Below are 25,738 nucleotides of genomic sequence, written 5' to 3'. Positions count from 1 at the left end.
CGTCCAATCCTCGATCGGGCCGATATCGCATTCACGAATTTCGAGATGGCGGTCCTGTCCGAAGTGGACCGATGCGGCGTGCCCTCCGACTACGAAGTCTCATTCGGAACTCCCAGGCTGAGCTCGGAGGACCGACAGGGCAATTCCGGGGGACCACACGCGGTGATGCCCGAGGTGATGGGCTTCCTGTCCGATCTCGGATTCAACCTCATGTCGCTTTCCAATAACCACGCATGGGATCTGGGAGATTGTGGCGTGGCCGCGACGCAGGCCGCTGCCTCGGCACATGACGTGGCGTACGCAGGGACCGGCCCGGACATCTCCACGGCGTCCGCTCCCGGCTATCTAACTGTGGACGACTTCACGATCGCCCTGGTGGCTGCTACGACGAGCCACGACGAGCGACGCGCCATCGGGCACGCAGTGAACGGGGTGTGGACCGGACGGCAAGAGGATTGGGATCGGAATCTCGCCGCTGTTCGCGAAGCGACTGCGAACGCCGACTTCGTCATCTACTACCAGCATTTCCAACTCGACGTCGACGAATTCAGCGACGTGTCTCCGGGGGACTCAACTGGCGACGGGCACCTCTGGGTTGAGGACGTAGCCGAGTGGCAGACCGACTTCGCCCATGCCGTGCTGGATGCCGGAGCGTCTATGTACGTGGGCCATGGGCACCGGGCGTTCGATGGCGTCGAGCTGTACAAGGGCAAACCATTGCTGCGTCAGCTCGGCGGCTTTGCGTACCAGGGCCTGAATCCAGAGATCGGGGGCTATGACGAACACCGGCCCTGGGAGGGATTGATCGCAGAGGTCGTTATCCGGGCGGGACGGGTCGAGCGAATCGACTTCATCCCCCTCGATCTGGATGAAGGGGAGACGTACCGCGACGACTACGACGACCTCGAATTCCTTTCTCGTCGCGGCCTCGCTGAGCTTGCTAGCGGCCCATTGGCCGACGCGATCCTCCTTCGATTACAGGACCTCTCGGCTGAGTACGGCACTGACCTCACGATCAGTGACTCTCGAGCGACCCTCCTGATCGATTCCGGGAACTAGCTGGTCCTACCCCGACGCGCTCTAACAAGCGATTGCTGCAGTCCGGAGTAGAGATGCAGATCCAGATCACTCGCCTTGCAGCTCGCGATCTGTACAAGCATTGTGGTCCGGCAGCAGAATCGCGAGCCGTTAGAAAGCAACTGAAGGCATGAGGGGACGAGCCCACAAGCTCTGTCTTCCGCCCCTAGCCACCGATGCCAACGGGCGTTGGATCCTAGCTCCGGCGCGCTATCCAAATCACATGCCGCGCACCCTTTCCCGCATGTGCGCGTACAGCGGCCTCCTCGACCACAAAGTCCGCCACACGAAGCCGTCTGGTGAACGCCTTGTCTGGCCCTGCCGACCATATCGCCAATGTACCACCCGGTCGGAGAGCCCTGAACATGATGGCTAGCCCCGCCTTCGAGTACAACCACTGATTCGACGCCCGAGTCAGCCCGTCGGGCCCGTTGTCAACGTCCAGAACGACCGCATCAAACCCAGCGCGCTCCTTCTGGAGGAGCACCGTCACATCGACTATGTGGAGCTGCGTACGAGCGTCGTCCAATGGTCGCTCCGCGAACGAACCCAGAACACCACGGTTCCACTCCACCACCCCAGGCACGATCTCAGCGACCACGACCTCAGCGTCGGCGGCCAGTGTCTTCAGCGCCGCTGCCAACGTGAAGCCCATCCCAAGCCCACTGATAAGAATACGAGCCACGGGCTTCTCCCGTAGGCCCTTGCATGCGATCACCCCCAATGCGTCCTCTGACGCATGCGATCGTGTGTTCATCAGATCCTGGCCGCCCACGATCTTGATGAAGTAGTCTGCACCTCGTTGGTAGAGCCCGAGCTCGCCACACTCGCCGGGGATCGATGCAGTGTGGACGAGGCGCATGGCGGAAGTGTCTGGGTGGGTCGGTGTCGGCTGAGCAGTGATTGAGGACAAGGTACACTCAGGCTCTATCAACCCCCACGCGACGTGGCTCGATAGGGAGCAATGGCGAGAAGGACATTCCTGGCGGTTATTTTCTAACAAGCAATTGCTGCAGACGCCGAAGAAGTAGTGGGTACGCTGCGCTTGTTAGCAGGCTGGCGGCGCAGCAGAATTGCGATCCGTTAGAAAGCCTCCAACGTCACCGGCTCTGAGGCAGTGCAGCCCTGTATGTGGGCGCTGGGGCCGATCGGGCGGGCGAGGGCTAGCCCAGTGCCACGATCTCGGCCGGACCTGCACCGCGCAGGTCGATCGTCCCCATCGCCGTGGCCGTAACGTTCTGGGGAATCGTCATCTGGTCTACGAGCTGTCGGGACGCGAGGAGCCGCCGCCCGAGTCGATTGCACTCCCCCTGAATTCGTGCGGTGACGTTCAGCACCTCCCCGTTGAACGCGATCACTTTTTTCAAGCCTCCCATTTCGGCCGCGATCACCTCGCCCTCGTGCAGGCCCGCCTTGAATGCAGGTACCGCTCCATAGCGACTCAGGTACTGACCACTGTGTCTCCACACGACTTTTTCGATTTCGAAGAAGGCTCGTATGCAGTTGGCGTTACGTATCCCGGTGTCGTACTCCCACGAGATTACAACCTCGTCGCCCACGTACTCGTAGATCTCGCCTCGCGAGTCCTGGACGGGCCCCGCGACATCTCGGAAGAAGTCGTTGACCAGTCCGTAGTAGTGCTCCATGGAGAGATTCCTCGACAGCTCCGTGGAGCCTTCGATGTCCACGAACATGAAGATCCGGCGCTCCCTCCGCGGCTGATGGTATCTCCCCGTGACGAATCGGAGTAGCACGCCGGGCCCCAACAGGCTGTCGAGCTGGCGTAGGAATATGATCACGAGGTAGAGCACAAAGGAGGCGGTGATCGCGGCAAAACCACCGGGCAGGGAATCGCGAAAGTCCTGCATCGTGAGGCCTTTCATCCACCCGACCAGCAAGCCCACGCCTAGGAAGATCACTGTTAGTGCGCCGACGTAGGTCACAGTCTTCAGAAGCACAGCGGCTGGAAAGGACAAGCGGCGGAACCGCTCCTCGAACTTCGACGACTCCAAGAGGATCAACGGGATGGCGATGAGGACGCCGATGAGAGTTGCGGTGGCCGGTACGGGGCCTCCCATCTCAGGCCGTAAGTACGAAGAAACGAAATCCCAGGTGATCGACACAAGTACAAACGTGACCACGACGGGAACAGCGCTGCGCAGGCGGTTTGCCGTTCTTGGGCTCATGGACTACCTAGGTTGGGTATGGAGGACCACAGCGTCGGGAACCCTACCGAGGAGGCTGGCCCCTCGCTAGCGGGGAGTAGAAAAGGAACGGAGTCTAGTAAGAAGACGTCACCGAAGTCGCTGTTGATGACGACCAGCAGTCTTGTTGAGGCTCGTGTGCGAGCAAACTAGGTGCCAAGTTTCATAACAAGCGATTGCTGCTGTCGCGGAATGGCGTAGCGGGTCCGGAGCACTCGCCTTGCGGCTCGTACTTCGGATCGGCATGCTGGCCGCGCAGAATCGCGAGACGTTTAGGCGGCAACCGGCCTAGGTTCGGCTTCCGCTGTGACTTGCTCCGTTACTCGTTTGAGCAGCGCGAGACCTCTGGGTGTGCTGTCCAGCTCTCGAACGCTTCTTCCCCGGCGGGCAACTCAATCTCCATGGACTCACCTGCTCGCATGTTGGTCCGCTCCGTTGGGCCGAGCTCTTTGCCGTTGGCGAGATGAACTTCGACTCGGACGGCGCAAAGCATCGACTCGGTCGTATTCTCGATCCTTCCTATGAACACGTGTGACGCAGGGTCGAACGCTAGCACCAACCTCGCACCGCGACGCGTGACGTCCCATGCGTCTCCGCGCCCGATGTACACACCGGACTCCTCGCCTTCACCCTCTCCGTCCTCCTCGTGCTCACCCCCTCCCGCGCGCTCCCGATGCTCGCCACTTTCTCTCGCTTCCCGGCCTTCACTGTGCTCGCCCTCTGCCTCAGACCTGGCGTCGTCACCGCTGCGTTCAGACCCTATACTCTCGGCGGCCGCGTGCTCATTAGGCGTCTCGGCAAGGAGAGGCTCGCTCGCATCTCCGGGGCTGGCCTGTGGCTCGCCCGAACAGGCGGCGATCCCGGCTGAGAGGATCAATACCGTCACGGTAACCAGCAGTCTGTTGCGGCGACCACTCATCATTTCGACATCTCCATTCATTCCCGACGCTCCCTGCCCCGGATCTTCCCATGGTGGGCGTCGAGTGGGGATCCGGCAATGCTGAGCGGCCGCCTCAATCACGACGTTGGCGCGCCTCTGATCGAACCTAGTCCTCGGGGAATCGTTGCCGCCTAACAAACGATTGCTACAGTCGCGGGTGGAACTGGTGGCTCGCGCGTGCCGCGCTCGGTGACCAGATTGGCCGCGCAGTAGAATCGCGAGACGTTAGAGAGCGCGCGGGAGATGGTTGCCGAGAAGGTTCCGTCACCATGCGTGTGCGGGGACGCCCCGTCGTCGTCAGTTGTCGTATTGCGGAGCGCGCACGGACACTTTCCCAGACCTACCACTTGTCGATATCCCTTTTCCCCGAGTACCGTCCGCGAGTCCACTCCTTCCCCTAAACCCCAGGCGTCGATGCCGATCTCGGAAACCGAGAAGAACAGCGCATCATGGCTCCTATCCCAGTTCTGCGAGACGCGCATCCCCCCACATGTTCGGGACCAAATCGAGTTGGGGTTCCGTTTCGAGGGCAACGTCGTATATCTCTTTGAACGTCGTCCCAACTGGCGCGGATCGGGAGAATGGACGTCGATGGACATCGCTCGGTTTCGGTACTTCGTCGGAAGGGGCGAGTGGGTCCTCTACTGGAGTGACCGAAACCAGATCTGGCATCGTTATGATCTCATCGGGGATTGGCTTCCGTTCAGGCGTCTGCTGAAGGAAGTAGACGAGGACCCGACGTGCATTTTCTGGGGCTAGCTAGCTACGAAGCAGAGGCCATCTCTCGGGCCCAACCCGTCGAGGTCGGGGGGGCGATCGTGCCTTTCGCGACTGCGGAAGATCTGATCATCCACAAGCTCTTCGCAGGACGCCCCCGCGACATCGAGGACGCCGGGGGGGTGGTTAGGCGCAAGGGGCTCGAGTTGGATTGAGACTACCTCCGCCGCTGGGTTGCCGAGTTTGCGCTCGTCCCCGGTCGTGAGAATCTGCTCGACCTACTCGAAGAGCTTCGGCGGGAGCTCGGTGACGAGTAGGGCCACCCCACCGATCCTAGCTGCCCCCCACCGCCCAGGTCACCCCCAGGATCAAGCCAGCCAGAATCATGGCTCCACCCGTCAGCCGTGCGGGCATCGGCGAATCAGGTAGAGGAATCACCTTCTCAGCAAGAACGAACGTCGCGATGGCCGCGATCCAGAGCAGGTTCATCACACCACCTACGAAGAGGAGCCCCATCAACACCCAACAGCACCCCACGCAAAAAGCTCCATGCTCCATCCCCATCCGAAACGCGCCCGCATTTCCGGCACGCCAGTGCTCGGACAAGAAATGTGCGGGTGACCGACAATGGTTCAGGCAGGCGCGCTTGACGGGAGTGACCTGGTAAACGCCTGCGGCAATCAGAAGCCCGGACCCTATCGCCGGGCTGGTCGTCACCATCATGGGGGACAACAGGACGGCTTGATCGAGGCCCCATTGAGCCAAGGTCGCCACCACGCAAAATAGCGTCCACAGGGCGAGGTATCCCGAGACGAATACGAGCGTGCGTGGGACGACCGTCCGGTCACGCGCCGCTTTTCGGGCGACGGCCGCGTAGATCATGATAGTGGGCAAGGCGCTCGGCACCATCATCCCGACCATCATGATCGACCACATCAGCATGACCAGGAAGAAGTCGGCCGCCTCCCACGGGCGGATCCGGACCGACTCCATTGGCATGGATGAATCCGCCATCCCGTCGGCGACGCGGAACAGATAGACCCATGCGAGCGTGGCTCCTCCAACTACCGCCGAAAATACGCCTAGCAGGTCACGCCTCGGGAGGGCTCGCCATGCGCGCCCGAGGGGGGGAGAGGCCGACACCCCCATCCTCTCGAAACCCCGCTACCGGATCACTCCATCCTGATTCATATGAAGGATATTGAACTGGCCGTAGCTGTCGGTGAGCTCCAGCTCAATGCCGCCGGTCAACTTGGACGACGCAGAGCCCATCTCCGCAACCGTGAACTCGAAGCCATTGGGCAGATTGATACGCGCACGCTGGGACTCCCCGCTGTGCGGATCGATGATGGGGGAGCCCGTCGACTCCACCACCCCGGCCACACTCAAGTGAGCCGTGCGCGCGTCGACGTCGATCTCGAGTTCGATCGGTGCGTACAGAGTTTCCAGCACTTCGGCCATCATGCTGTTGTAGACTGAGAAATGAGTCGCCCCCGGCGTGGTGTCCTCCCCGTGAAGAATCCTGCGTAGTGCCTCGCGCTGAGCATCATCGGCCCGTTCGTCGATGACGACTTGCTGCCTGCCATTCCCCTCTGCTACCTCTCCCGGCCACCAGAACATCATCGCGAAATCCAACCCATCCAGCCGTGTATCGCCGTGGTTGCCCTCCTCGATGTGACCGCCGAGGACGCCCTCACAATTGCCGTGAGTCGTAGGAGAATTGAATTGGCAGGGACACCCGTAGTCGCAGTTGCAGTTCCCGTACTCGACCCCGCGAATCATCCACTGACTGGCCATCGATCCCTCTCTCTTGGTGTGCGTATGCGCTATTTCATGAGTCAAGGCTGTATCAATAGCCTACGAGGGTCTACCTGTCGAATTGGATCGTGAGGTACGTCTTCAATGGTCAGTTCCGGCTGCTCCCCCCGATCGGATCGCCCGCGGGCATCGCCAAGGTCGGCCCCGGAACGGTGTTCTCGATGCGCGCCTGCCAGCGCCGGATGTCCGCACCGACAAGCCGCTCATGGGGCGAGCGTGACGCGAGGCCCTCGAGGCGCTCAGCGAGGCGGTCGAGGCGGTCGGATAGAACGGCCCTGACCTCGGCGGAGTTTCCCTCCATGCTCGCCTGCTGCATCATCTGGTCGGCGACCGCGCGTTGGGCCACGTGGAGCACCTGCCACCGGTACTCGTCAGTGGGGGTAGGGGCGTCCCATGTGACCTCGATGAGGCGATCGGCGACCTCCTCCAGATCGGGGTAGTCCCCCATGCTGCCGAACGTGACGAGCCGGGCCATACGCTGGGGCTGGAGGATCTCACCCACGGTGAAGCTCGCCGCAGCCTCGGCTGCGCCCAACGGATCGAAGAGTTGCTCGGTCCGCCCCGGAAACGCCTCGCCCTCCGCGTACCGGAAGGCCGGTGGCGGGATCATCGACACGATGTCCTCCGACAGCGCCAAGAAGTCGACGGTGAGCGTCGACAGCACCGTCTCGAGCGCGTCTCGCTGCTCCTCGCCCGGCACGATCTCGAAGGGTGTCTGGCCGTCCCCCTTCAGCGCGTAGCGGTAGTCTGCACCTCCGAGGCTCTGCACCGCGGACCGGAGCTGGAAACGGTGGTGCATGTACAGCGGCAGCAGCACGTACTCCAGGTTCGAGAGCGGCTCTCCGGGGCGGATGGCGTCCGTGCCGAAGCGCTCCAGCCCAATCTCGCGCACGCGGATCTCGAGCTTGAGATGGTCGACCAGGTTCGACCCGTTGTCCCAGACGCTCGCGTACTGATGGCCGGCACCGATGAAGTTGTTGTTCGTATGCCCCATGTAGATGAGGCCCTCCTCCACGCCCTGCTGCGCGATCTGGGCGAGCGCCTGCACCTCATCGGTCCCGTCGGGGAACTCACGGTAGAGCCAGTTCACCGAGAGTTCATCGTACCTGCCGATACGCTGGACGTACGCGTCGGACAGGTCGAGGTCTCCGTTGCTGTCGATCTGGACGAGGGGCGCAGGATAGTCCATCACGCTCTCTCGCCCGTAGGAGCTCGCCATGTAGTTGTGCGGGAAGCCGAGCGTATGGCCGACCTCGTGAGCCGAGAGTTGGCGCACGCGCGCGAGCGCCATTTCGACGGCGTCGGAGCCGGGGGCGACCTGCGCCAGGTACTCGAAGTTCGGCGCGCCGGCGAAGTCGAAGTAACCGCCAGCGCCCGGAGACGTGATGCCCCCCGAGAACGGGGGCACCATGCCCTGGCCGAGCATGTAGTCCTGCCTGAGCCGCAGGCTGCCCAGGTTCACCACGCCGCGCACGATCTCGCCGGTGCGCGGATCGATGACGGTATTCCCGTACGAGTATCCGCGGGTCCGCCTGTGCGTCCAGTGGATCATGTTGTAGCGGATGTCCTGCGGATCGATGCCGGGAGGCAGTACCTCGACCTGGAACGCGTCGATGAAGCCGGCCGCCTCGAAAGCGGTGTTCCACCAACTCGCGCCCTCGATCAGCGCGCTGCGCACTGGCTCCGGCGTGCCGGGGTCCACGTAGTAGACGATCGGCTCGACGGCCTCTGACGTCGCGGCACCCGGATCGCTCTTCTCGAGGCGATGGCGCGCGACCCAGCGAAGACGCGTGTCCTCGTCGATCGGGGTGGCGTAGTCGTACACCGTGGGCCCGTTCACGCCCACCCGTGGGTCGGCCGTACGAGTGCGGTATCCGTCGTCGGGCAGCTTGATGAAGGAGTGATGTTGTCGGAGCGTGATCGCGCCACCGTTCGCCGCTACGCCCCGCACGAGACCGCCCGGCTCACTGCTCGTGAACGTGAGCATCGCCTCCACCTCGGTGTTCTCCGGGAACGACCGTGTGGCTGGCAGATACAGCGCGCTGCGTGAGCGGTCGAGCGTGAAGCTGCCCTGGTTCCGCTGTGCGATCTGCTCCACGACGCCTCGCGCGTCACGCAGGAAGAAGTCCGTGGCGTCCACGAGCACGCGCTCGCCGGTCTGGGCGACGATGTCGAAGCCCCAGAGCACCGAAGGCGCAAACGCGTCACGGACCGCCTGCACCTCGGTCGCATTGTCGCTGCGGGCCAGGAACCGGTAGTTGGGCTCGATCAGTAGCACGCGAGGTCCGATGCGCTTGGCAGCGAGCACGTGCGTACCCCGGAGCTGACCCCGATCGATGCCGACCGGGTTGCTGCCGAGGCCCGACCCCATCGAGATCTGATACAGAAACTCGGTGTCGAGCTCCGCGATCTCCCAGTAGAGCGTGCCGCTCCCGTCGTCCCAGTAGAGGTTGAAGAAGCCCTCCATCGCGTCGGTACCGGCGGTCTTTTCTTCGATGCTCGGCAGAGAGTCGGTCTGCGAAGACGCCGGAGCGGCGATAGCGGCGGAGGCCATGGCGCCGAGGGCCAGGACGGTAAGTAGGCGGGGTAGGCCGGCGGCGGTGCGGCGAAGGATCGGAAGAGACATCAGGGTCACCTCGGTTGGAACGGTCCGGGAGTGGGTGCTATGCGGCGAACATCCCACGCAGCGCGAGTGGCGCGCAATGCCGCGCGGATTTTGAGCTCGATGGAGGGAGGCGATGGCACGGATCGGTGAGTGGCTCGACCGGCCATGGGCGCGCCCTGGCAAGGAGCCGACCATGATACATGCGCCGGCTTACTTGTAAAGCGTTATCAGTGACGATAACGTTTATTGCGGCGATCCATTGAGTCCCCGGATTCGCCGAGGAGGCTATGTGTTTATCCGATGGATCGGAGATCACCGCTTGTGAAGGCCCTCTCAGCGGTCGTCAGTAACGCCCACAAGCAGGCCTTCGCGGTTGAGATCGAGGGCGCGACGCCAATGGAGTACCCCTATCCGCAATGCTGCCCTGCGCCCACTCGCGAGGACCCGGTCGTACGAGTCGAAGTCGATCCTGAACTGGGCTTCACGGGATTTGTCTACTTCCTGGCTTCCGGCTCCGAAGGGGTCGTGCTTTCCGATCACATCCTTCGGTACAATCGTGATCCGTCGTACCTCGTGGACGAGATGCTCTACGAGCTCTCGTGTGAGGCAAAGTCGCGGTTGGAGCATAGCCCGATCGGGATCCGTGCGTTGAGTCGTCGTCTCGGAACTTCCCCCGCGCAGATCTATCGCCTCGTCGATCCGACGAACTACGGCAAGACGCTGGATCAGATGGTGCGCCTTCTCGCGGCGCTCGAGGCGGACGTGCAGCTGCTCATTCGGTGAGGAGTAGCACCATGACGATGGCGTCCTTTTGTGTCGACCGTGTAACACCCTAACGCCCGACCAAGCTTTCCTCCGCGTGCCTCACGATCGCTTCCGCGTCGCGCTTCAGCAGCAGCCGCGCCTCAGAGGCGACGAGCAGGGTCGACACGGCCGCGAAGAGCACGGCGCCACTGAGAGTCCTCACCCTACCCCCTGCGTTGGTGGAACGATCGCGCAACCTTCCCTCTCGACGCGTCTTCGGGCAACGTGCGCCCGCCTACCGGGCCTCTCGCGAGCACGTCGACGCATCTCCATGTTGTGCCAATGACCACGCGACCCCGACGCTACCACGCGAGCATGCAGCCGCCTGAGCATCTGGCGGTGAGCCTGCTCCTGCTTGCATTGGCGCTGCCGACTCCGGCCACTTCGCAGATCGAGGTGCACGAGGCGAGCATCACGGAGCTGCAGGCCGCGCTGGCCGCCGGCACCGTCACGTCGGTCGGGCTGGTCGACGCATATCTCGCCCGGATCGCCGCATACGGCCAGCAGGGCCCTGCTCTCAACGCCATGATCATGCTGAACCCGCGGGCGAGAGAAGAGGCTGCATCGCGTGATCGCGAACGAGCGCTCGGGAACGTACGGGGTCCACTCCACGGGATCCCCATCATTCTCAAGGACAACTACGACACGTTCGACATGCCGACGACCGGCGCATCGGTGGCGCTCGCGGCCTCGACTCCGCCGGACGATGCGTTCCAGGTCCGGAAGCTGCGCGAGGCCGGAGCGGTGATCCTCGGCAAGTCCAATCTTCACGAGCTGGCGATGGGGATCACGAGCATCAGCGGGCTCGGTGGGCAGACACGGAACCCGTACGATCCGACGCGGAACCCCGGAGGCTCCAGCGGTGGCACGGGAGCCGCGGTCGCGGCCAGCTTCGCGGCGATCGGGTGGGGCAGCGACACCTGTGGGTCGATCCGTATTCCGTCGGCGCACAACAACCTGTTCGGTCTGCGACCTACGAAGGGGCTTTCGAGCATCGACGGCATCATTCCGCTGTCGCACACACAGGACGTGGGTGGGCCGTTGGCGCGCAGCGTCACGGACCTCGCTATCGGCCTCGACGCGACGGTCGGTCCGGATCCAGCCGATCCGGCAACCGGAATCCTCGATGGCCTAGAGCTTCCACGGTTCGTGGCATCGCTCGATCCAAGTGCCTTGCGCGGCGCCCGACTCGGCGTTCTCACGTCGTCCTTCGGCGACGCCGCGGAGGACAGGGAGAGCGGCGGCATTGTACGCGCCGCGTTGGAGCGCATGGGGGAGCTCGGCGCCACGGTCATCGACGTCACGATCGACGGCCTCGATACATTGGCGACGGGATCGAGCGTGATCGGGTTCGAGTTCAAGTTCGACTTCATGGACTACCTGGCAGCGACGCCGCAGGCAGACGTCCGTTCGCTGGACGACGTTCTGGAACGGGGCCTGTACCACGCCGCGCTGGAATCGAGCTTCCGACGCCGGAATCGGGTCGAGAGCCGCGATTCCGACGAGTATCGCGCCGCGCTGGCGAAACAGGCGTCGGTGCGGGAGGCGCTGCGCCAGGCCATCGAGGATGAGGACTTGGACGCGCTCGTGTACCCCACGATTCGTCGCAAGGCCGCCCGGATCGGCGATCGCCAACGCGGATCGAATTGTCAGCTCAGCGCCTCGTCCGGCTTCCCGGCGCTGAGCCTGCCAGCGGGCTTCACGAGCGACGGCGTCCCGGTGGGCCTGGAGATGATGGGGCTCCCGCTCACCGATGCGCGGCTGCTATCCCTCGCGTACGCCTACGAGCAGGCGGCTTCACCACGCCGCGCTCCGGACTTCACGCCGCCGCTCGTGGACGCTCGGGCGCCGCCACCCGTGGTGCACCGGATCGCGAGTGAAGGCAGCGTTCGCCTCACTGGTCGATTGGCCTTCGACTGGTCGACCGGGATGTTGGCCTACGACCTCGAGGTAGCGGGCGTGACCGCCCCCGAGGCCCTGGGTGTGTACCTCCATCGCGGATCCGTCGACAGCCCGGGACCGGTGGTCCACCGGCTCATGGAATCGCTTCGCATCGCCCAGTCGGGCGAGCTGTCGCTCGGCGCTGTTGATCGGGCCGCGTTCAAAGCGTCCGAGCTCTATCTGCAGGTGCTCACGCGCGCCGCCCCTCAGGGCGCGGTCCGCGTGCCACTCCAGGGCGAGGCTCGGTAGTGAACTTCCCCGCCCTCGAGTCGGTTGCGATAGCCGCCGTCCTAGTCGTGGCCACCGCGTGCGGCGGGACAGACCAAGAGTCCGGTGACGTGACGATCTCCACGGTTCCGACCCCTCCTCAGTACGTGAGCGGTGGCGAGACTTTGCTCCGGATCGACGCAGTGCCAGGCATAGACCTCGCCGCGATCTCGATCTCCGTAGACGGGACCGAAGCCGATGCCGTCTCGGCGCCCGCGCCGCCCGACCGCGTGGGCCGCGATCAGCACGCGCTCCTGGTGCTTCTCAAGGGCCTCGATGTCGGAGAGAACGAGGTTGTGGTGACGGTCGACGGCGCGCCTGCTGCGTCGCTCACCGTGACCAACTACCCGATCACGGGCCCCATTTTCTCCGGAGACCATCTCGAGCCCTACTTCTGCCTCGACGACCTGCCTGCGGCGAACGGCGCACCGCGCCGCTTCGCAGTCGGAAACGGAGAGTTTCTCGATGGCAGTGGACACGGCGCGAACTGCTCTCTGGAGACCCGAGTCGACTTCGTCTACCGACCTACTGGTGAAGACGCCGAGTTCCAGGCGCTCGCCGATCCCACGTCGCTTCCGTCAGACGTAGCAGAGACCACCACTTCCGAAGGCAAGACCGTACCGTTCGTGGTCCGACTGGAGACGGGGACGATCAACCGCGCGATCTACCAGACCGCGACGCTGGTCGATCCGGCGAACCCCGACCCGGATCCGTGGAACCCACCCTCCGGCTGGAACGGCAGGCTGGTATACACGTTCGGGGGGGGCTGTGAGGCGGGCTTCTTCCAGGGCACCTCGACGGGTAGGGTGCTGCGGGAGGATATGCTCGGCGCGGGATACGCCGTTGCTTCCTCTACGCTGAACGTGAGCGCGCAGGGCGGCTGCAACGACCCCCTGTCGGCCGAGACCGCGATGATGGTGAAGGAGAGGTTCGCGGAGGTATACGGCCCACCTGTGCACACCATAGGGTCGGGCGGATCTGGCGGCGCGATGCAGCAGCTCCTGATCGCGGGCGCCTATCCAGGCATCCTGGACGGCATCATGCCGACGCTGACGTTCCCCGACGCGATCACCTATTTCATCGACACCCCTGAGTGCCGGCTCCTCCTACGTCGGTATCTGAACGACCGTCCTTTGCACGAAGAAACCAAGCGGGTGATCGGCGCGTGGGCGACCTGGGGAACGTGCGACGACTCACTCGGCTCCAGACCGAATCGCATCGGACCGGACGACTGCCCCGCGACGATTCCGGAGGACGCGCGGTATCACGCGATCGAGAACCCGACCGGCGTTCGCTGCTCGATCTACGACGGCATGCGGAGCGTCTTCGGCACGAAGCAGTATGACGAGATCACGCCGACACCCGTCGTCGAATTCGGGAGGAGCCCGCACGACAACACCGGCGTTCAGTATGGACTCGAGGCGCTGAACGAAGGGCTGATCGGCAAGGATCTCTTCCTCGATCTGAACGAGCGGATCGGGGGGTGGGACATCGACTTCCAGTGGCGACCCGAGCGAGCCGAGTCGGATCCGGAGGTCGTGCGCGCCGCCTACGAGACGGGTCGAGTGACCAGCGGGGCCGGCGGCCTCGCCGTCACCCCGATCATCGACGAGCGGTCTTACGTCGATCTCACGGGGAACTTCCACACGAGCTACTACTCCTTCGCGATGCGCGAGCGGCTGCGGAGGGACAACGGTCACGCGGACAACTACGTCTTGCAGCGAAGAGGGGCGGGCGGGCGGGCGCTCGCCTCGGACAACCTAGCGATGATGGACGAGTGGCTGACCAACCTCGCACTCGACGAATCGACCGATCCGATTCCGGAGAAGGTCGTGCGCGCGAAACCACACCTGCTCGTGGACAGCTGCTGGGATGAGTACGGCAGTCAGATCCTCGAACCGCAGATCTTTTACCCGCATCATCTCTATGAGAACCCTCGGGGGCTCTGCAACTCTCTCTACCCCCCGCACGCCGGCCCGCGAATGATCGCCGGAGGACCTCTGACGAACGACGTGCTCAAGTGCCAACTCAAGCCGCTGGACGCGGCGGACTACGAGGTGGAGTTCACCGAGGCCGAGTGGGCCAGGTTGGGCACGACCTTCGCGAACGGCGTGTGTGACTGGTCGAAGCCGGGCGTCGGCCAGACCGTGACCCCCCGGACATGGCTCTCGTTCGGGCCGTCGCCCGTGAATCGCTTCGAGCCAACGGTCGGCCCCGCCGTGCGACTTCGCTAGAAGATCGCCAGGGGATTGAGGGGCGAGCCGGTGCCCCCGGGCACGGCCAGCGGAGCGGCGACGAACATGAACTCCCAACGCCCTTGGTCCGCCGCGGCCTCGGCCAGAGCCTCCAGATCGAGGTTATCGAAGAGCCACAACCCCATCGTCACGAGCGTGAGCAGGTGGATGGGCTGGGCAACTCCCTCCACGCCGGACGGATACACGTCATTCGTATAGTCGCTGCCCAGCATCGCCACTCCACGTTCCCTCAGCCACGGAGCGACCGACGCGTGCAGGCCTGCGGCCAGCCGCCCGGTCGCCCAGGGTCCCTCCTGGGCACGCCGGGCCCACCGTCCGCCCCGGACGAACACGACGTCCCCCGGGCCGACCGTGATCCCCGCCTCCGCCTCCCACGCCTCCAGGTCGTCCACGTAGATGGGCGTGCCGGGCTCGAGGTAGTCGAGCCCCTTCAGGCGGGCGATGTCCATCAAGATCCCTCGGGTCACGATCCCTTGCTTCGCGTTCGTGATCCCCAGCCTCACGCAACCCTCGACCAGGTCGACGGTCTCCCGCGAGATCCCGTTGTACATCAAGCCCTCGGAGGAATAATGACAGAGGGCGTCCATGTGGCTGTGGGCATAGCCATGATAGGCGATCGTGTATCGGTCGCTCAGGAATCCGGATTGGGGGGATCCGAGGAGCTCGTGCCCGAAAGGCGACGTCGCGTCTTCCGCGGCCTCCTTCAGGTAGTCGTGCGAAAGGGACACGGAGAGCCCCTCAGTCACGAGCCCGGCCGCGCTCACTCGATGCTCGGGCGTGATCAGGTTGAGGGTGCCGAGCTCATCGGCGGCTCCCCAGCGCCCTCGATTGGAGAGCTCCACCATCCATTGCTCGATCGTCTCGCTCGTCACCTCTGGACGCTGTTGCGCGTAGAGCGCTTCCGTTGCACTCGAGGCAGTTCCCCCGGCGACCAGGATTCCGGTCGTCAGGATTCCGGTCGTCAGGCCGAGGATCCGTGACAGAGCGCTCCGCAATGTCCGCATGGCAACACCTCCACGTGATGAGCCCGAGTCGGCGAGTCCGGTGCTCGCCGAGGGCAAGCAATCCGGTGACCGCGCAGAGTAGACGGGCCCCGGAGAGGGAGCAAGGAAGGGCCGGAGTCGGTCCGTCGCAACCTTTCTGGCAGTAGCCGCGTCTCATGAATAGAAGTCGGGTCGTTGGCCACCGCGGAGGGGAGGATCGAGGAATGATGAAGGAACCGGGGCTGCAAGAGGACGCCAAGAATCTGGGATTGGTTGGAGGCTCGGCCGTGGTGGCCGTGCTCATTACCGCGGGGCTCCTCTTCGCCGGCACGAGGCAAGAGCCGCGGGAGATCACGGTCCGAGTTATCGCGCCCGTGCACACCCTTCCCGTGGTCCCCGAGGTCCCCGCCGCACCGGAGCCGATCGAGTTCGTAGAGGTCGAGATCGTCGCTCCGCTCGTGGGCATCAACCGCATCTACGGAACCGTTACCAGCAGGAGCGGCCGCGAGTACACCGGCTTCATCCGTTGGGACAGGAACGAGGGCTCGTGGACCGACTTTCTCGACGCCATGAAGCCGAACGGCCGCGGCGGCGAGAACATCTCGGGCATTCGTTTTGGGCACGTGAGCAGCATTGAGGTTCTGAACGATCATTCAGCGCTCTTCACGCTGAAGTCGGGCGAGCAGCTCCAGCTCAACAGCCGTGCGTCGGATCTCGGGACCGGCCTGCGGGCGCTGATCGTCGATCAGCCGGACGGCGGCAGCTACGAGTTCTCCTGGCGCGACCTCGACATCATCGACTTCCTGCCTGTTCCTTCGGCGCACAAGCCGAACGAGGCGCGGCTGTACGGTACGATGACCACGCGCAGTGGCATGGAGTTCACGGGCTTCGTGACGTGGGACGTCGACGAGATCTACACCACCGACATACTCGACGGCGACCTCGACGGCCATCGCCAGAGGATCCCGTTCGGCTCGATCGAGTCGATCGAGCGCTTCAGCTCGCGGGCTTCGCTAGTGACGCTCAAGAACGGCGACGAGTTCATTCTCGACGGATCCAACGACGTCAACTCGTCGATCAGCGGCATCTCCGTCTCCGACCCCGCGTTGGGTCAGGTCAAGCTCCGCTGGCACGAGTTCGACCGAGTCGTCTTCCACGGCACCAACGACGAGAACGAGTTCGTCGATTTCGACGGTGGTCGACGCATCCAGGGCACGGTCGTCACGGAAAGCGGTGAGGAGATCACCGGCGAGATCCGTTGGGACGACGACGAGGCGTACACCTGGGAGATGCTGGACGGCGACATCCGGGACATCGAGTTCAAGATCGAGTTCAGCAACATCGACCGGATCGTGAAGTCCAACCGAGGCGCGACCGTGACGCTCAGGGACGGTCGCGAGTTCAATCTCGATGGGTCCAACGATGTCGACGACGGCAACCGGGGCATCATCATCCAGGACAACGGCCGCACGTACGAGGTCGAGTGGGATGACTTCCGGGAGCTTCGCATCATCTACTGACGCGCTAGCCAACTCCCTAGTGAAGGCCCCGCCCGGTTCGACCGGGCGGGGTTTTCTCATTTGAGGGCCTCTGGCCTCCAGCTCCGCGCTGTCGCTATTTTGCCTGAGCCATTCTCCCCCCGCTTTCACCCCACCCCTCGACATCCGATGCCAGATCATCTCATCACGCCCCACGGTGGCGTGCTGCGCAACCTCATTGTGTCCGACGCCCGCGCCCAAGAGCTGAGGGAGACCTCGCGGGATTGGCCGTCCTGGGACCTCACCGAGCGCCAGATCTGCGACCTCGAGCTCCTGCTGAACGGGGCCTTCTCGCCTCTCGAGGGCTTCATGGACCGCGAGAGCTACGAAGGGGTCGTCAAGCAAATGCGCCTCACAGACGGCACGCTTTGGCCCATACCCATCACGCTCGACGTGACGGAGGAGTTGGCGGAGACGCTCCAGAAGGGGGACACGCTTGCGCTGCGGGATCCCGAAGGAATGATGCTCGCGGCACTCCACGTTGAGGACATCTGGAGCCCGGACCTCCGCCGGGAGGCAGAGGCGATCCTCGGAAGCGCGACTGGGGCAGCCATCGAGGAGCATCCGGGCGCCCGCTACCTGCTCGAACAGTCCCACCCGGTCTATTTGGGTGGGCGCGTGGAGGGCCTCCAGCCTCCGATCCATTACGACTTCGCGATGCTGCGCCTGACGCCCGCCGAGATGCGGGCGCACTTCACCAAGCTCGGATGGCGGAAGGTCGTGGCGTTCCAGACGCGCAACCCCATGCACCGGGCGCACCAGGAGCTGACGCTCCGGGCCGCCAAAGAGGTCGAGGCGAGCCTGCTCATCCACCCTGTGGTGGGGATGACGAAGCCCGGCGACGTGGACCACTACACGCGTGTGCGCTGCTATCAGGCGCTCCTGCCGACGTACCCGAAGAACACGGTCATGCTCGCGCTTCTTCCTCTGGCGATGCGTATGGGGGGGCCGAGGGAGGCCGTGTGGCACGCGATCATCAGGAAGAACCACGGGTGCACGCACCTGATCGTCGGCCGTGACCACGCGGGCCCCGGAAGCGACGCAAAGGGCACGCCGTTCTACGGTCCCTACGACGCCCAGGAGTTGCTCCAGAAGCACGAGGAGGAGCTCGGCATCGCGATGGTGCCGTTCAAGCTCATGGTATACGCCCCGGAGCATGACACGTACTACCCGGTGGATGAGGTACCCGATGGCGCGGAGACAATCAACATCTCCGGCACGGAGCAACGGCGCCGGCTCCAGCTCGGCATCGAGCTGCCGTCCTGGTTCACGTTCCCGGACGTGGAGGCGGAGCTGCGCAAGTCCTCCCCACCGCGGCATCGACAGGGCTTCACCGTCTTCTTCACCGGGCTCTCAGGTTCAGGCAAGAGCACGATCGCCAACGCGTTGATGGTCAAGCTGCTGGAAATGGGCGGCCGGCCGGTCACGCTCCTGGATGGCGACCTGGTGCGCAAGAACCTCTCCAGCGAGTTGGGCTTCTCCAAGGAGCACCGTGACATCAACATCCGCCGCATCGGCTTCGTGGCGAGCGAGGTCACCAAGAACGGCGGCATCGCCGTCTGTGCGCCGATCGCGCCCTACGAGGCGGTGCGGCAGGAAGTGCGCGCGACGGTCGAGCCGGGCGGCGGCTTCATTCTGGTCCACGTCGCCACGCCGCTCGACGTGTGCGAGCAACGGGACCGCAAAGGCCTCTACGCAAAGGCACGCGCGGGCATCATCAAGGAGTTCACCGGCATATCCGATCCCTACGAGGAGCCCACGGACGCCGAAGTCGTGATCGACACGACGGACGTCAGCCCAGAGGAGGCGGCACACGGTATCGTTCTGCACCTGGAGAAGGAAGGCTACATCGGAGGTACGCGCTGAGACGGAGGCGATTAGTGGCAGGAGATCTTTCGCGGAGGTCCTTCTTGGCGGGGCTCACGGGCGCGGCAGCCTTGGGGCTCCCTCGATACGCGGCCGGCGGCCAGTCCGTCCCGACGCTCTCGCTCCTACCTTTCCTGGCCAGGCCGACGACCGAGTCGATTCTGGTGAGCGTTCGAAACGGTCCCGCGGACGCCACCGCACGGCTCGAGATCAAGCCGCTCGGACTCGGAGAGTGGCGGTCGGCCGGGGCGGATCGGGACGCGTTGGCCGGTGAATTCGTCACCTGGACCGCAGACGACCTGGCGGCCGGTACGGGTTACGAGTACCGGATCCTCATGGCCGTGCCCGGAGACGATCTCGCGTCGGTCGCTACGGGACGGTTCACGACTCAGCGCGTGGGTGAGGTCGCGTTCACGGCGGCTCTCACTGCCGATCCGCATACCGGTTCCTTTGTCGAGGGATCTGTCCCGGTCAGGGTACTCGACGACGTCGTCCGCAATGTTCGAAGGGACCGGCCGGACTTCGTGATCGCGCTGGGAGACAACGTCGCGTGGGCTACTTCACGGGACTTCCCACAGTACGATGATCTCGGGGCGACTTATGCCTACACGATGTACCGACGTCACATCGCGCCGCTGTCGATGTCGTGTCCGCACTTCGGCCTGATCGGGAACTGGGAAGGCGAGTCCGGCAAGGTCCCCGCGGAGAGCGCGGCCCTGATGGCCGCCGTCCGCCGACGCTTCGCGCCCAACCCCGACGACCTCACCTACCCCCAGGGCGGCAGTGCGAATGAAGACTACTACGCGTTCGATTGGGGACCCGCGCTGTTCGTGGTGCTGAACGTCCAGTCGTACTCGGTGCCGTCGGGGCCGCGGTCGTCACCGATGGACGACGTCGCGCTCATGGAGGATTGGACGCTCGGCGCTGCCCAATTCTCGTGGCTCGAGAGCGTGCTCGCCACCTCCGACCACCCATTCAAGTTCGTCTGCATCCACCACCCGGTTGGGGGCAACGCGGCCACCCACTTCGAGACGCTGTACGGTCGAGGCGGGCCGAGAGCGGCCATGGTCGGTGAACAGCGCCTGGTGCATGAGATGATGCGCGAATTCGGGGTCCAGATCTTCTTCTTCGGACACGATCACGTCTTCCTGGACGAGGTCGTGGACGGCATCCACTACGCGCTCCCAGGTAGCTGTGGAGCTCCGTGGAAGTTCGGCCGTGAGGTCACAGGGTACCGGAGGTACTGGCCGGATTCAGGACACGGGCGCCTCACCGTACGCCCGGAGCAGGCGACCGTCGAGTTCGTGAATCAGGCGGGACAGGTGATCCACGAATTCGCCGTCGAGCCAGCGTGAATCTCTTCTAGCGCTTCCCCGTCACCGGATGTAGCCGAGCGAGCGTAGCGTGCGCAGCTGCTCCGGGGTCAGCTCGACCTCACCGGATGGCGTGAAGTACTGAGACAGAGCCAGGTGGGCCTCGTACTGCTCCTCCAGGAAGGCGGTGTACTTCCGGACGAGGTCTGGCCTTTCCTCGTGCAGGCTCCACAGAGCCATCGGATCGTTCCAGAGGTCATAAAGCAGCAGTGGGGAGGGACGACGTCGCGGCCCCGCCGTATAAGCCGGGTCTGGGTTGATCTCCAGCGAAGCGCCCCAGCGGCCGTCCACCACCTCGATCGCGCCGCCCAGCTCGCCGGTCGGGAAACTGTAATAGAACTCGTCGAGGATCACCGGCCGCGGTTCCCATCCCTCTCGACCCAACATCAGAGGAGCCAGCGACTGCCCTTGTGCGATCTCGGCAGCGGGGAGCCCCAGCAGGTCGAGCAGGGTCGGGAGCACGTCGATCATCGATACGGGATGGGCTATCCGCTGTCCCCCCTCGATGTGGCCCGGCCACACGAACATGAGAGGCACCCTGGAGATCGTGGGCCGGAGCATCGGCTGGCTCCATCGCGGAGGCAGCGAGTCGCTGAGCGCGAGGCCCATGTCAGTGAAAGCCGCACCGATGCTGTGATCGCCCCCGATGATCAACAAGGTATTCTCCCACTCCCCTTCAGCCTTCAGTCGGTCGACGAGGCGCCCTAGCTGATAGTCGTTGTGGGCCATCGACTCGTCGTACAGGCCCTTCGCCACAGAGTAGAATGCCGTCCGGCTGATCCCCGTAGAATCCCAGGCGGAAGAATAGGGGTCACGCCCGCCAAACTCACCTAGCCGCTGGTTCGATTCATTCCAACTCTCCCACTCATCCGCTGTGACAAAGAGCCCGCCGAAGGGTGGCGGAGCCGGAAAGTCCCCATGGGTGTCAGTGGTCTGGAAGTGCGCCCAAAACGGCTGGCTGGGATAGTCCTCTCGCCAGCTCCAGAATCCCTCGTGGAGGTACTTCGAGGACTCCTTATGGTTGTTTTCACCGAAGTAAGAGAAGTCCTCCCAGTCCTCCCGGAACAAATCGACGCCGCGCTGGAGATCGCTCAAAGTCCCGGCGTTGGGGTTCCCCGTGAACACCGCGGTCTGGTAGCCGGCCCGGTGCATGTGCTCGGCCATGGTCACGGCCTCGGTAGGCACAGGGTTGACGCCGCCTATCGAGCTCTTCGTCACGCTCGTCTGTAGGGAAGTCATAAAGGAGGCCGTCGAGGACAGGGTCCAGGAGGAATTGCTGTACGCTCGCTCGAAGACGACGCCTTCCGCGGCCAGCCGCTCCAGCGTCGGGGTCGTGCGACGGTTGTAGCCGTAAACGCTCATGTAGTCCGCCGCACCGCCGTCGAAGACGTAGAAGATGACGTTGGGAAGAGGCGACTGCCCGCCGCCCGTCACGGTCGGCGCTCCCCATAAAGCGACTCTCCCTTCGGCCTCGGATTCGCCCTCGAGGCCGAGCGTCACGGTCTGGCCCGCAAAGTCGGCCAGATCCACCGAGCGCTGGCCCCAGGCCTTCTTGTCCGCATAGTGCTCCTCGAACACCGTAGTCGGTTCACCACCCTCGGCACCATCAGGGATCACCGTGAGCCGGAAAGTCACGGGCACATCTTCGCGCAAGACACCCATCGCAAAGTCGAGCCGGCCGGCCTCCGGGATCTTCACCCGATACTCCACGCGCCCCGGCGTGTGCGTATACACAGCCTGCCGATAGATCCGGTTGCGGATTTCCGTGCGCGAGGCCGCGCCCGCGTCGGCATAGTTGGCCACCTTCGGGATCAGCGTGATGGAAAGGATGTCGATGCTGGCCAGATCGCTGGCCGCGAACCACAGGCCGATCTGCCGAATCGGTTCCTCCGGTGGCGGATTCCCCCCAAAGAAATCCAGCCGCGCCCGGTAGGTCTGCACCGTACCGTCGCTTACAACAGGGACCCCCTCGCCCCAATACTCAAATGGATCGGGGAAGTCTGTATCCGTCCCGGTCCCTTCGCGTCGATTGAAGAGGATGCGGAAGTTCCTGACATCATCGGAGGTGCGAGCACGCACCACGAGGTGCGCCAGATCCTCGTAGTTCCAATCGGGCACCTCGAGAACGAGGCCGCCCTGGGGGTTGCCGTTGTTCGGATTCCTCGTACCGTCCGTCAGCGTGACTCGCAGCGCGTCGTCGAGCTGCGTGACCTCGACCGGATCGATCGTCGGGTTCCAGGGGACTACCGGCTTCCAGTCTTCTTGGGGCTCGTCGAAGTGCCATTCCATGACGGTCGGAACGTCCGCCGGCACCTCGGAGCCCACGATGGTGGCAGCGTCCAAGTGCTGCTCCAGGTGGAGCGGCAGATCGGCTGTCAGGACCGTGGAGCCGGATGGCGAGCCTGAGCAGCTCACGAGGGTCAGGCTCAGCACGGTAGCCGGGAAGATTCGAGAGGCGGCGCGACCGAAGGTCATCGCGGGTCCTCCAGTTGGCGAGGCGCGAGCCATGGGTCGGGTGGCCCCGGCGGCTCGGCGCCCAGGTCTATCATGCGCGAAAGTTGCTCGATGCGCCAACGGGGGTGCTGGTGTGCTAGCCCGCGCGATGACGATATGAGAAGGAGGCCCGGATGATCCACGAATTCGCCGTCAAGCCAGCCTGAATCTCTTCTAGCCCTTCCCCGTCACCGGATGTACCCGAGCGAGCGTAGCGTTCGCAGCTGCTCCGGGGTCAGCGCGACCTCACCTGATGGCGTGAAGTACTGCGCCAGGGCCATGTGGGCCTCGAACTGCTCCTCCAGGAAGGCGGTGTACTTCTGGACGAGGTCGGGCCGTTCCTCGTGCAGGCTCCACAGAGCCATCGGATCGTTCCACAGGTCGTAGAGCAACAGAGGGGAGGGACGGCGGCGCGGCTCCGGCGTCTCCGGGTCGGGGTTGATCTGAAGCGAAGCGCCCCAACGACCGTCCACCACTTCGATCAACCCCGACAGCTCCCCGGTCTCGCGATCGACCAAGAACTCGTCGAAGATCACCGGTCGCGGCTCCCATCCCTCTCGACCCAACATCAGAGGAGCCAGCGACTGCCCCTGTGCGATCTCGGCAGGGGGCAGCTCCAGCAGGTCGAGAAGGGTGGGGAGCACGTCGATCATCGATACGGGATGGGCTATCCGCTGCCCCCCCTCGATGTGGCCCGGCCATACGAATATGAGGGGCACCCTGGTGACAGTGGGCCGGAGGATCGGCCAGCTCCAAAAGGGAGGCAGCGAGTCGTTGAGCTCGAGGCCCACATCGCCACCTATCGCCGCCCGTATGCTGTGATCGCCCCCGATGATCAACAGCGTATTCTCCCACTCCCCTTCAGCCTTCAGCCGGTCGATGAGCTGCCCGAGCCGATAGTCGTTGTGGGCCATCGCTTCGTCGTACAGGCCCTTGGCCACAGAGTAGAACGCCGTCCGGCTGATCCCCGTAGAATCCCAGGCGGGAGAATAGGGATTATGCCCAACGATGCCAAACTCCCTCAGGCGCTCACGCGACTCCGTAAGGCTCTCCGCCTCTTCCGCAGTGACAAAGAGCCCGCCAAACGGTGGCGGAGCCGGAAAGTCCCCATGCGTGTCTGTGGTCTGGAAGTGCGCCCAGAATGGCTGGCTGGGATAGGCTTCCCGCCAGCTCCAGAATCCCTCATGGAGGTACTTCGAGGACTCCTTGTGATTATTCCCACCGAAGTACGAGAAGTCCTCCCAGTCCTCCCGAAACAGATCGACGCCGCGCTGGAGACCACTCAAGGTCCCGGCGTTGGGGTTCCCCGTGAACACAGCGGTCTGGTAGCCGGCCCGGTGCATGTGCTCGGCCATGGTCACGGCCTCGGCAGGCACAGGGTTGACGTCGGCTTCGCTCAAGCTCCCCATCACACTCGTGTGTAGGGAAGTCATGAACGAGGCCGTCGAGGGCAAGGTCCAGGAGGAATTGCTGTACGCTCGCTCGAACACGACGCCTTCCTGGGCCAGCCGCTCCAGGGTCGGGGTCGTGCGACGGTTGTAGCCGTAAACGCTCATGTAGTCCGCTGCACCGCCGTCGAAGACGTAGAAGATGACGTTGGGAAGAGGCGGTTGCCCGGCGCCCGTCACGGTAGGCGCTCCCCATAAAGCGACTCGCCCTTCGTCCTCAGATTCGGCCTCGAGGCCGAGCGTCACCGTCTGGCCGGCAAAGTCGGCCAGATCCACCGAACGTTGACCCCAGCCCTCCTTGACCGCGTATTGCTCCTCGAACAGCGTGGTCGGATCGTCACCCCCGGCACCATCAGGGATCACCGTGACGCGGAAAGTCACGGGCACATCTTCCCGCAAGACCCCCATGGCGAAGTCCAGCCGACCACCTTCCGGAATCTTCACCCGATACTCCACGCTACCCGGCGTGTGCGTATACAGAGCCTGCCGATAAATCCGGTTACGGATCTCCGTGCGCGAGGCCGCACCCGCGTCGGCATAGTTGGCCACCTTCGTGGTCAGTGTGATGGAAAGGATGTCGATGCTGGCCGGATCGCTGGCCGCGAACCACAGGGCGATCTGCCGAATCCGTCCCTCCGGTGGCGGATTCCCCCCGAAAAAATCCAGCCGTGCCCGGTAGGTCTGCACCGTACCGTCGCGTACAACAGGGACCGCATCGCCTCCATGCTCGAATGGATTGGAGTCGCTCGTATCCGTACCGGTCCCCTCTCGCCTGTTGAAGCCGATGAAGAAGGCGCTGACAGCATCGGAGGTGCGAGCACGCACCACGAGGTGCGCCAGATCCTCGTAGTTCCAATCGGGCACCTCGAGAACGAGGCCGCCCCGCGGGTTGCCGTTCGGATTCCTCGTACCGTCCGTCAGCGTGACTCGCAGCGCGTCGTCGAGCTGCGTGACCTCGACCGGATCGATCGTCGGGTTCCACGGGACTACCGGCTTCCAGTCTTCTTGGGGCTCGTCGAAGCGCCATTCCAAGACGGTCGGAACGTCTGCCGGCACCTCGGAGCCCACGATGGTGGCAACTTCGAGATGTTGCTCGAGGTGCAGCGGCATGTCGGCCGTCAGGACCGTGGAGCCGGAGGGGGAGCCAGAGCAGCTCACGAGGGTCAGGCCCAGCACGGTAGCCGGGAAGATACGAGAGGGGTTCCGTCGGTTCATTTCTGAGCCCTCCTGGCAAGAGCCTAGAGGTCACGTCGTCGGGCGGGCGTCCTACGGGGCGTCTACTGCGGCGGCGGGACCGAGAGGCCCCATTTGTTCAAGCTCCGATCATAGATGGCACGCACCTTTCACGCCATACCGCCCTCGCCTAGCTCACGCTCGATGGCGTAGCGGCCTTCTAGGGCTGCGTTCAG

18 protein-coding genes are annotated in these 25,738 nt (G+C 64.2%); 9 read left to right on the top strand and 9 right to left on the bottom strand.

Annotated features, from left to right (window positions below):
• Positions 1-1,059, top strand: a 1,059-nt coding sequence (locus IIB36_17990; GenBank protein MCH7533632.1) for a CapA family protein, incomplete at its 5' end; no start/stop codon positions are given.
• A gap of 214 nt (positions 1,060-1,273) precedes the next feature.
• Here IIB36_17990 and IIB36_17985 read toward each other — a convergent pair.
• The 3 genes from IIB36_17985 to IIB36_17975 form a co-directional block, all read right to left on the bottom strand.
• Complete coding sequence (locus tag IIB36_17985) at positions 1,274-1,939, bottom strand: hypothetical protein (GenBank protein MCH7533631.1); 666 nt, start codon at positions 1,937-1,939, stop codon at positions 1,274-1,276.
• Between the two features lie 301 nt (positions 1,940-2,240).
• The gene (locus IIB36_17980; protein MCH7533630.1) at positions 2,241-3,263 is read right to left on the bottom strand and encodes an adenylate/guanylate cyclase domain-containing protein; all 1,023 of its coding nucleotides are present in this window, start codon (positions 3,261-3,263) and stop codon (positions 2,241-2,243) included.
• Between the two features lie 337 nt (positions 3,264-3,600).
• On the bottom strand, positions 3,601-4,221 hold the full coding sequence (locus IIB36_17975) for a hypothetical protein (protein ID MCH7533629.1): 621 nt from the start codon (positions 4,219-4,221) through the stop codon (positions 3,601-3,603).
• Positions 4,222-4,635: 414 nt separating this feature from the next.
• On the opposite strand from IIB36_17975, the gene IIB36_17970 reads away from it, so the two are divergent.
• A complete protein-coding gene (locus IIB36_17970; GenBank protein MCH7533628.1) occupies positions 4,636-4,980 on the top strand; it encodes a DUF3024 domain-containing protein in 345 nt (114 codons plus the stop codon).
• Positions 4,962-5,153: a hypothetical protein gene (locus IIB36_17965; protein ID MCH7533627.1), complete on the top strand. Its 192-nt coding sequence runs from the start codon at positions 4,962-4,964 to the stop codon at positions 5,151-5,153. Before IIB36_17970 ends, IIB36_17965 begins: the two co-directional genes overlap by 19 nt.
• Before the next feature lie 118 nt (positions 5,154-5,271).
• Here the strand turns inward: IIB36_17965 and IIB36_17960 are convergent, their stop codons facing one another.
• From IIB36_17960 to IIB36_17950, 3 genes are all read right to left on the bottom strand, one after another.
• Entirely contained in the window at positions 5,272-6,087 is an 816-nt protein-coding gene (locus IIB36_17960; GenBank protein MCH7533626.1) for a DUF2182 domain-containing protein, read from the bottom strand.
• A 15-nt stretch (positions 6,088-6,102) separates the two neighbouring features.
• The gene (locus IIB36_17955; GenBank protein MCH7533625.1) at positions 6,103-6,735 is read right to left on the bottom strand and encodes a DUF1326 domain-containing protein; all 633 of its coding nucleotides are present in this window, start codon (positions 6,733-6,735) and stop codon (positions 6,103-6,105) included.
• A 109-nt stretch (positions 6,736-6,844) separates the two neighbouring features.
• Positions 6,845-9,382, bottom strand: coding sequence for a zinc-dependent metalloprotease (locus IIB36_17950; protein ID MCH7533624.1), 2,538 nt, complete (start codon positions 9,380-9,382; stop codon positions 6,845-6,847).
• A gap of 300 nt (positions 9,383-9,682) precedes the next feature.
• Here IIB36_17950 and IIB36_17945 point away from each other — a divergent pair, with 300 nt between their 5' ends.
• The 3 genes from IIB36_17945 (at position 9,683) to IIB36_17935 (ending at position 14,607) form a co-directional block, all read left to right on the top strand.
• Entirely contained in the window at positions 9,683-10,144 is a 462-nt protein-coding gene (locus IIB36_17945; GenBank protein MCH7533623.1) for a hypothetical protein, read from the top strand.
• A 336-nt stretch (positions 10,145-10,480) separates the two neighbouring features.
• Positions 10,481-12,355, top strand: coding sequence for a CHRD domain-containing protein (locus tag IIB36_17940; GenBank protein ID MCH7533622.1), 1,875 nt, complete (start codon positions 10,481-10,483; stop codon positions 12,353-12,355).
• Entirely contained in the window at positions 12,355-14,607 is a 2,253-nt protein-coding gene (locus tag IIB36_17935; protein ID MCH7533621.1) for a hypothetical protein, read from the top strand. The genes IIB36_17940 and IIB36_17935 overlap by 1 nt, the downstream gene beginning before the upstream one ends.
• Here the strand turns inward: IIB36_17935 and IIB36_17930 are convergent.
• Positions 14,604-15,632: a cyclase family protein gene (locus IIB36_17930; GenBank protein MCH7533620.1), complete on the bottom strand. Its 1,029-nt coding sequence runs from the start codon at positions 15,630-15,632 to the stop codon at positions 14,604-14,606. The genes IIB36_17935 and IIB36_17930 overlap by 4 nt on opposite strands.
• A 203-nt stretch (positions 15,633-15,835) precedes the next feature.
• Here IIB36_17930 and IIB36_17925 point away from each other — a divergent pair, with 203 nt between their 5' ends.
• From IIB36_17925 to IIB36_17915, 3 genes are all read left to right on the top strand, one after another.
• Complete coding sequence (locus IIB36_17925) at positions 15,836-17,131, top strand: hypothetical protein (protein ID MCH7533619.1); 1,296 nt, start codon at positions 15,836-15,838, stop codon at positions 17,129-17,131.
• A 147-nt stretch (positions 17,132-17,278) separates the two neighbouring features.
• Positions 17,279-19,015, top strand: coding sequence for a bifunctional sulfate adenylyltransferase/adenylylsulfate kinase (locus IIB36_17920; GenBank protein ID MCH7533618.1), 1,737 nt, complete (start codon positions 17,279-17,281; stop codon positions 19,013-19,015).
• A gap of 44 nt (positions 19,016-19,059) precedes the next feature.
• Positions 19,060-20,370, top strand: a complete 1,311-nt coding sequence (locus IIB36_17915; GenBank protein MCH7533617.1) for a metallophosphoesterase — start codon at positions 19,060-19,062, stop codon at positions 20,368-20,370.
• Positions 20,371-20,391: 21 nt separating this feature from the next.
• On the opposite strand, the gene IIB36_17910 is transcribed toward IIB36_17915, so the two are convergent.
• Together IIB36_17910 and IIB36_17905 are read right to left on the bottom strand one after the other, a co-directional pair.
• Positions 20,392-22,863, bottom strand: a complete 2,472-nt coding sequence (locus IIB36_17910) for a sulfatase-like hydrolase/transferase (GenBank protein ID MCH7533616.1) — start codon at positions 22,861-22,863, stop codon at positions 20,392-20,394.
• A 206-nt stretch (positions 22,864-23,069) separates the two neighbouring features.
• The gene (locus IIB36_17905) at positions 23,070-25,544 is read right to left on the bottom strand and encodes a sulfatase (protein ID MCH7533615.1); all 2,475 of its coding nucleotides are present in this window, start codon (positions 25,542-25,544) and stop codon (positions 23,070-23,072) included.
• Positions 25,545-25,738: the final 194 nt, after the last annotated feature.

It is taken from the genome of Gemmatimonadota bacterium, from assembly GCA_022560615.1.
Classification (GTDB): domain Bacteria; phylum Gemmatimonadota; class Gemmatimonadetes; order Longimicrobiales; family Gaopeijiaceae; genus UBA1138.
Note: the sequence above shows the minus strand (reverse complement) of the source record. Positions and strands in the feature narration are given on the sequence as shown.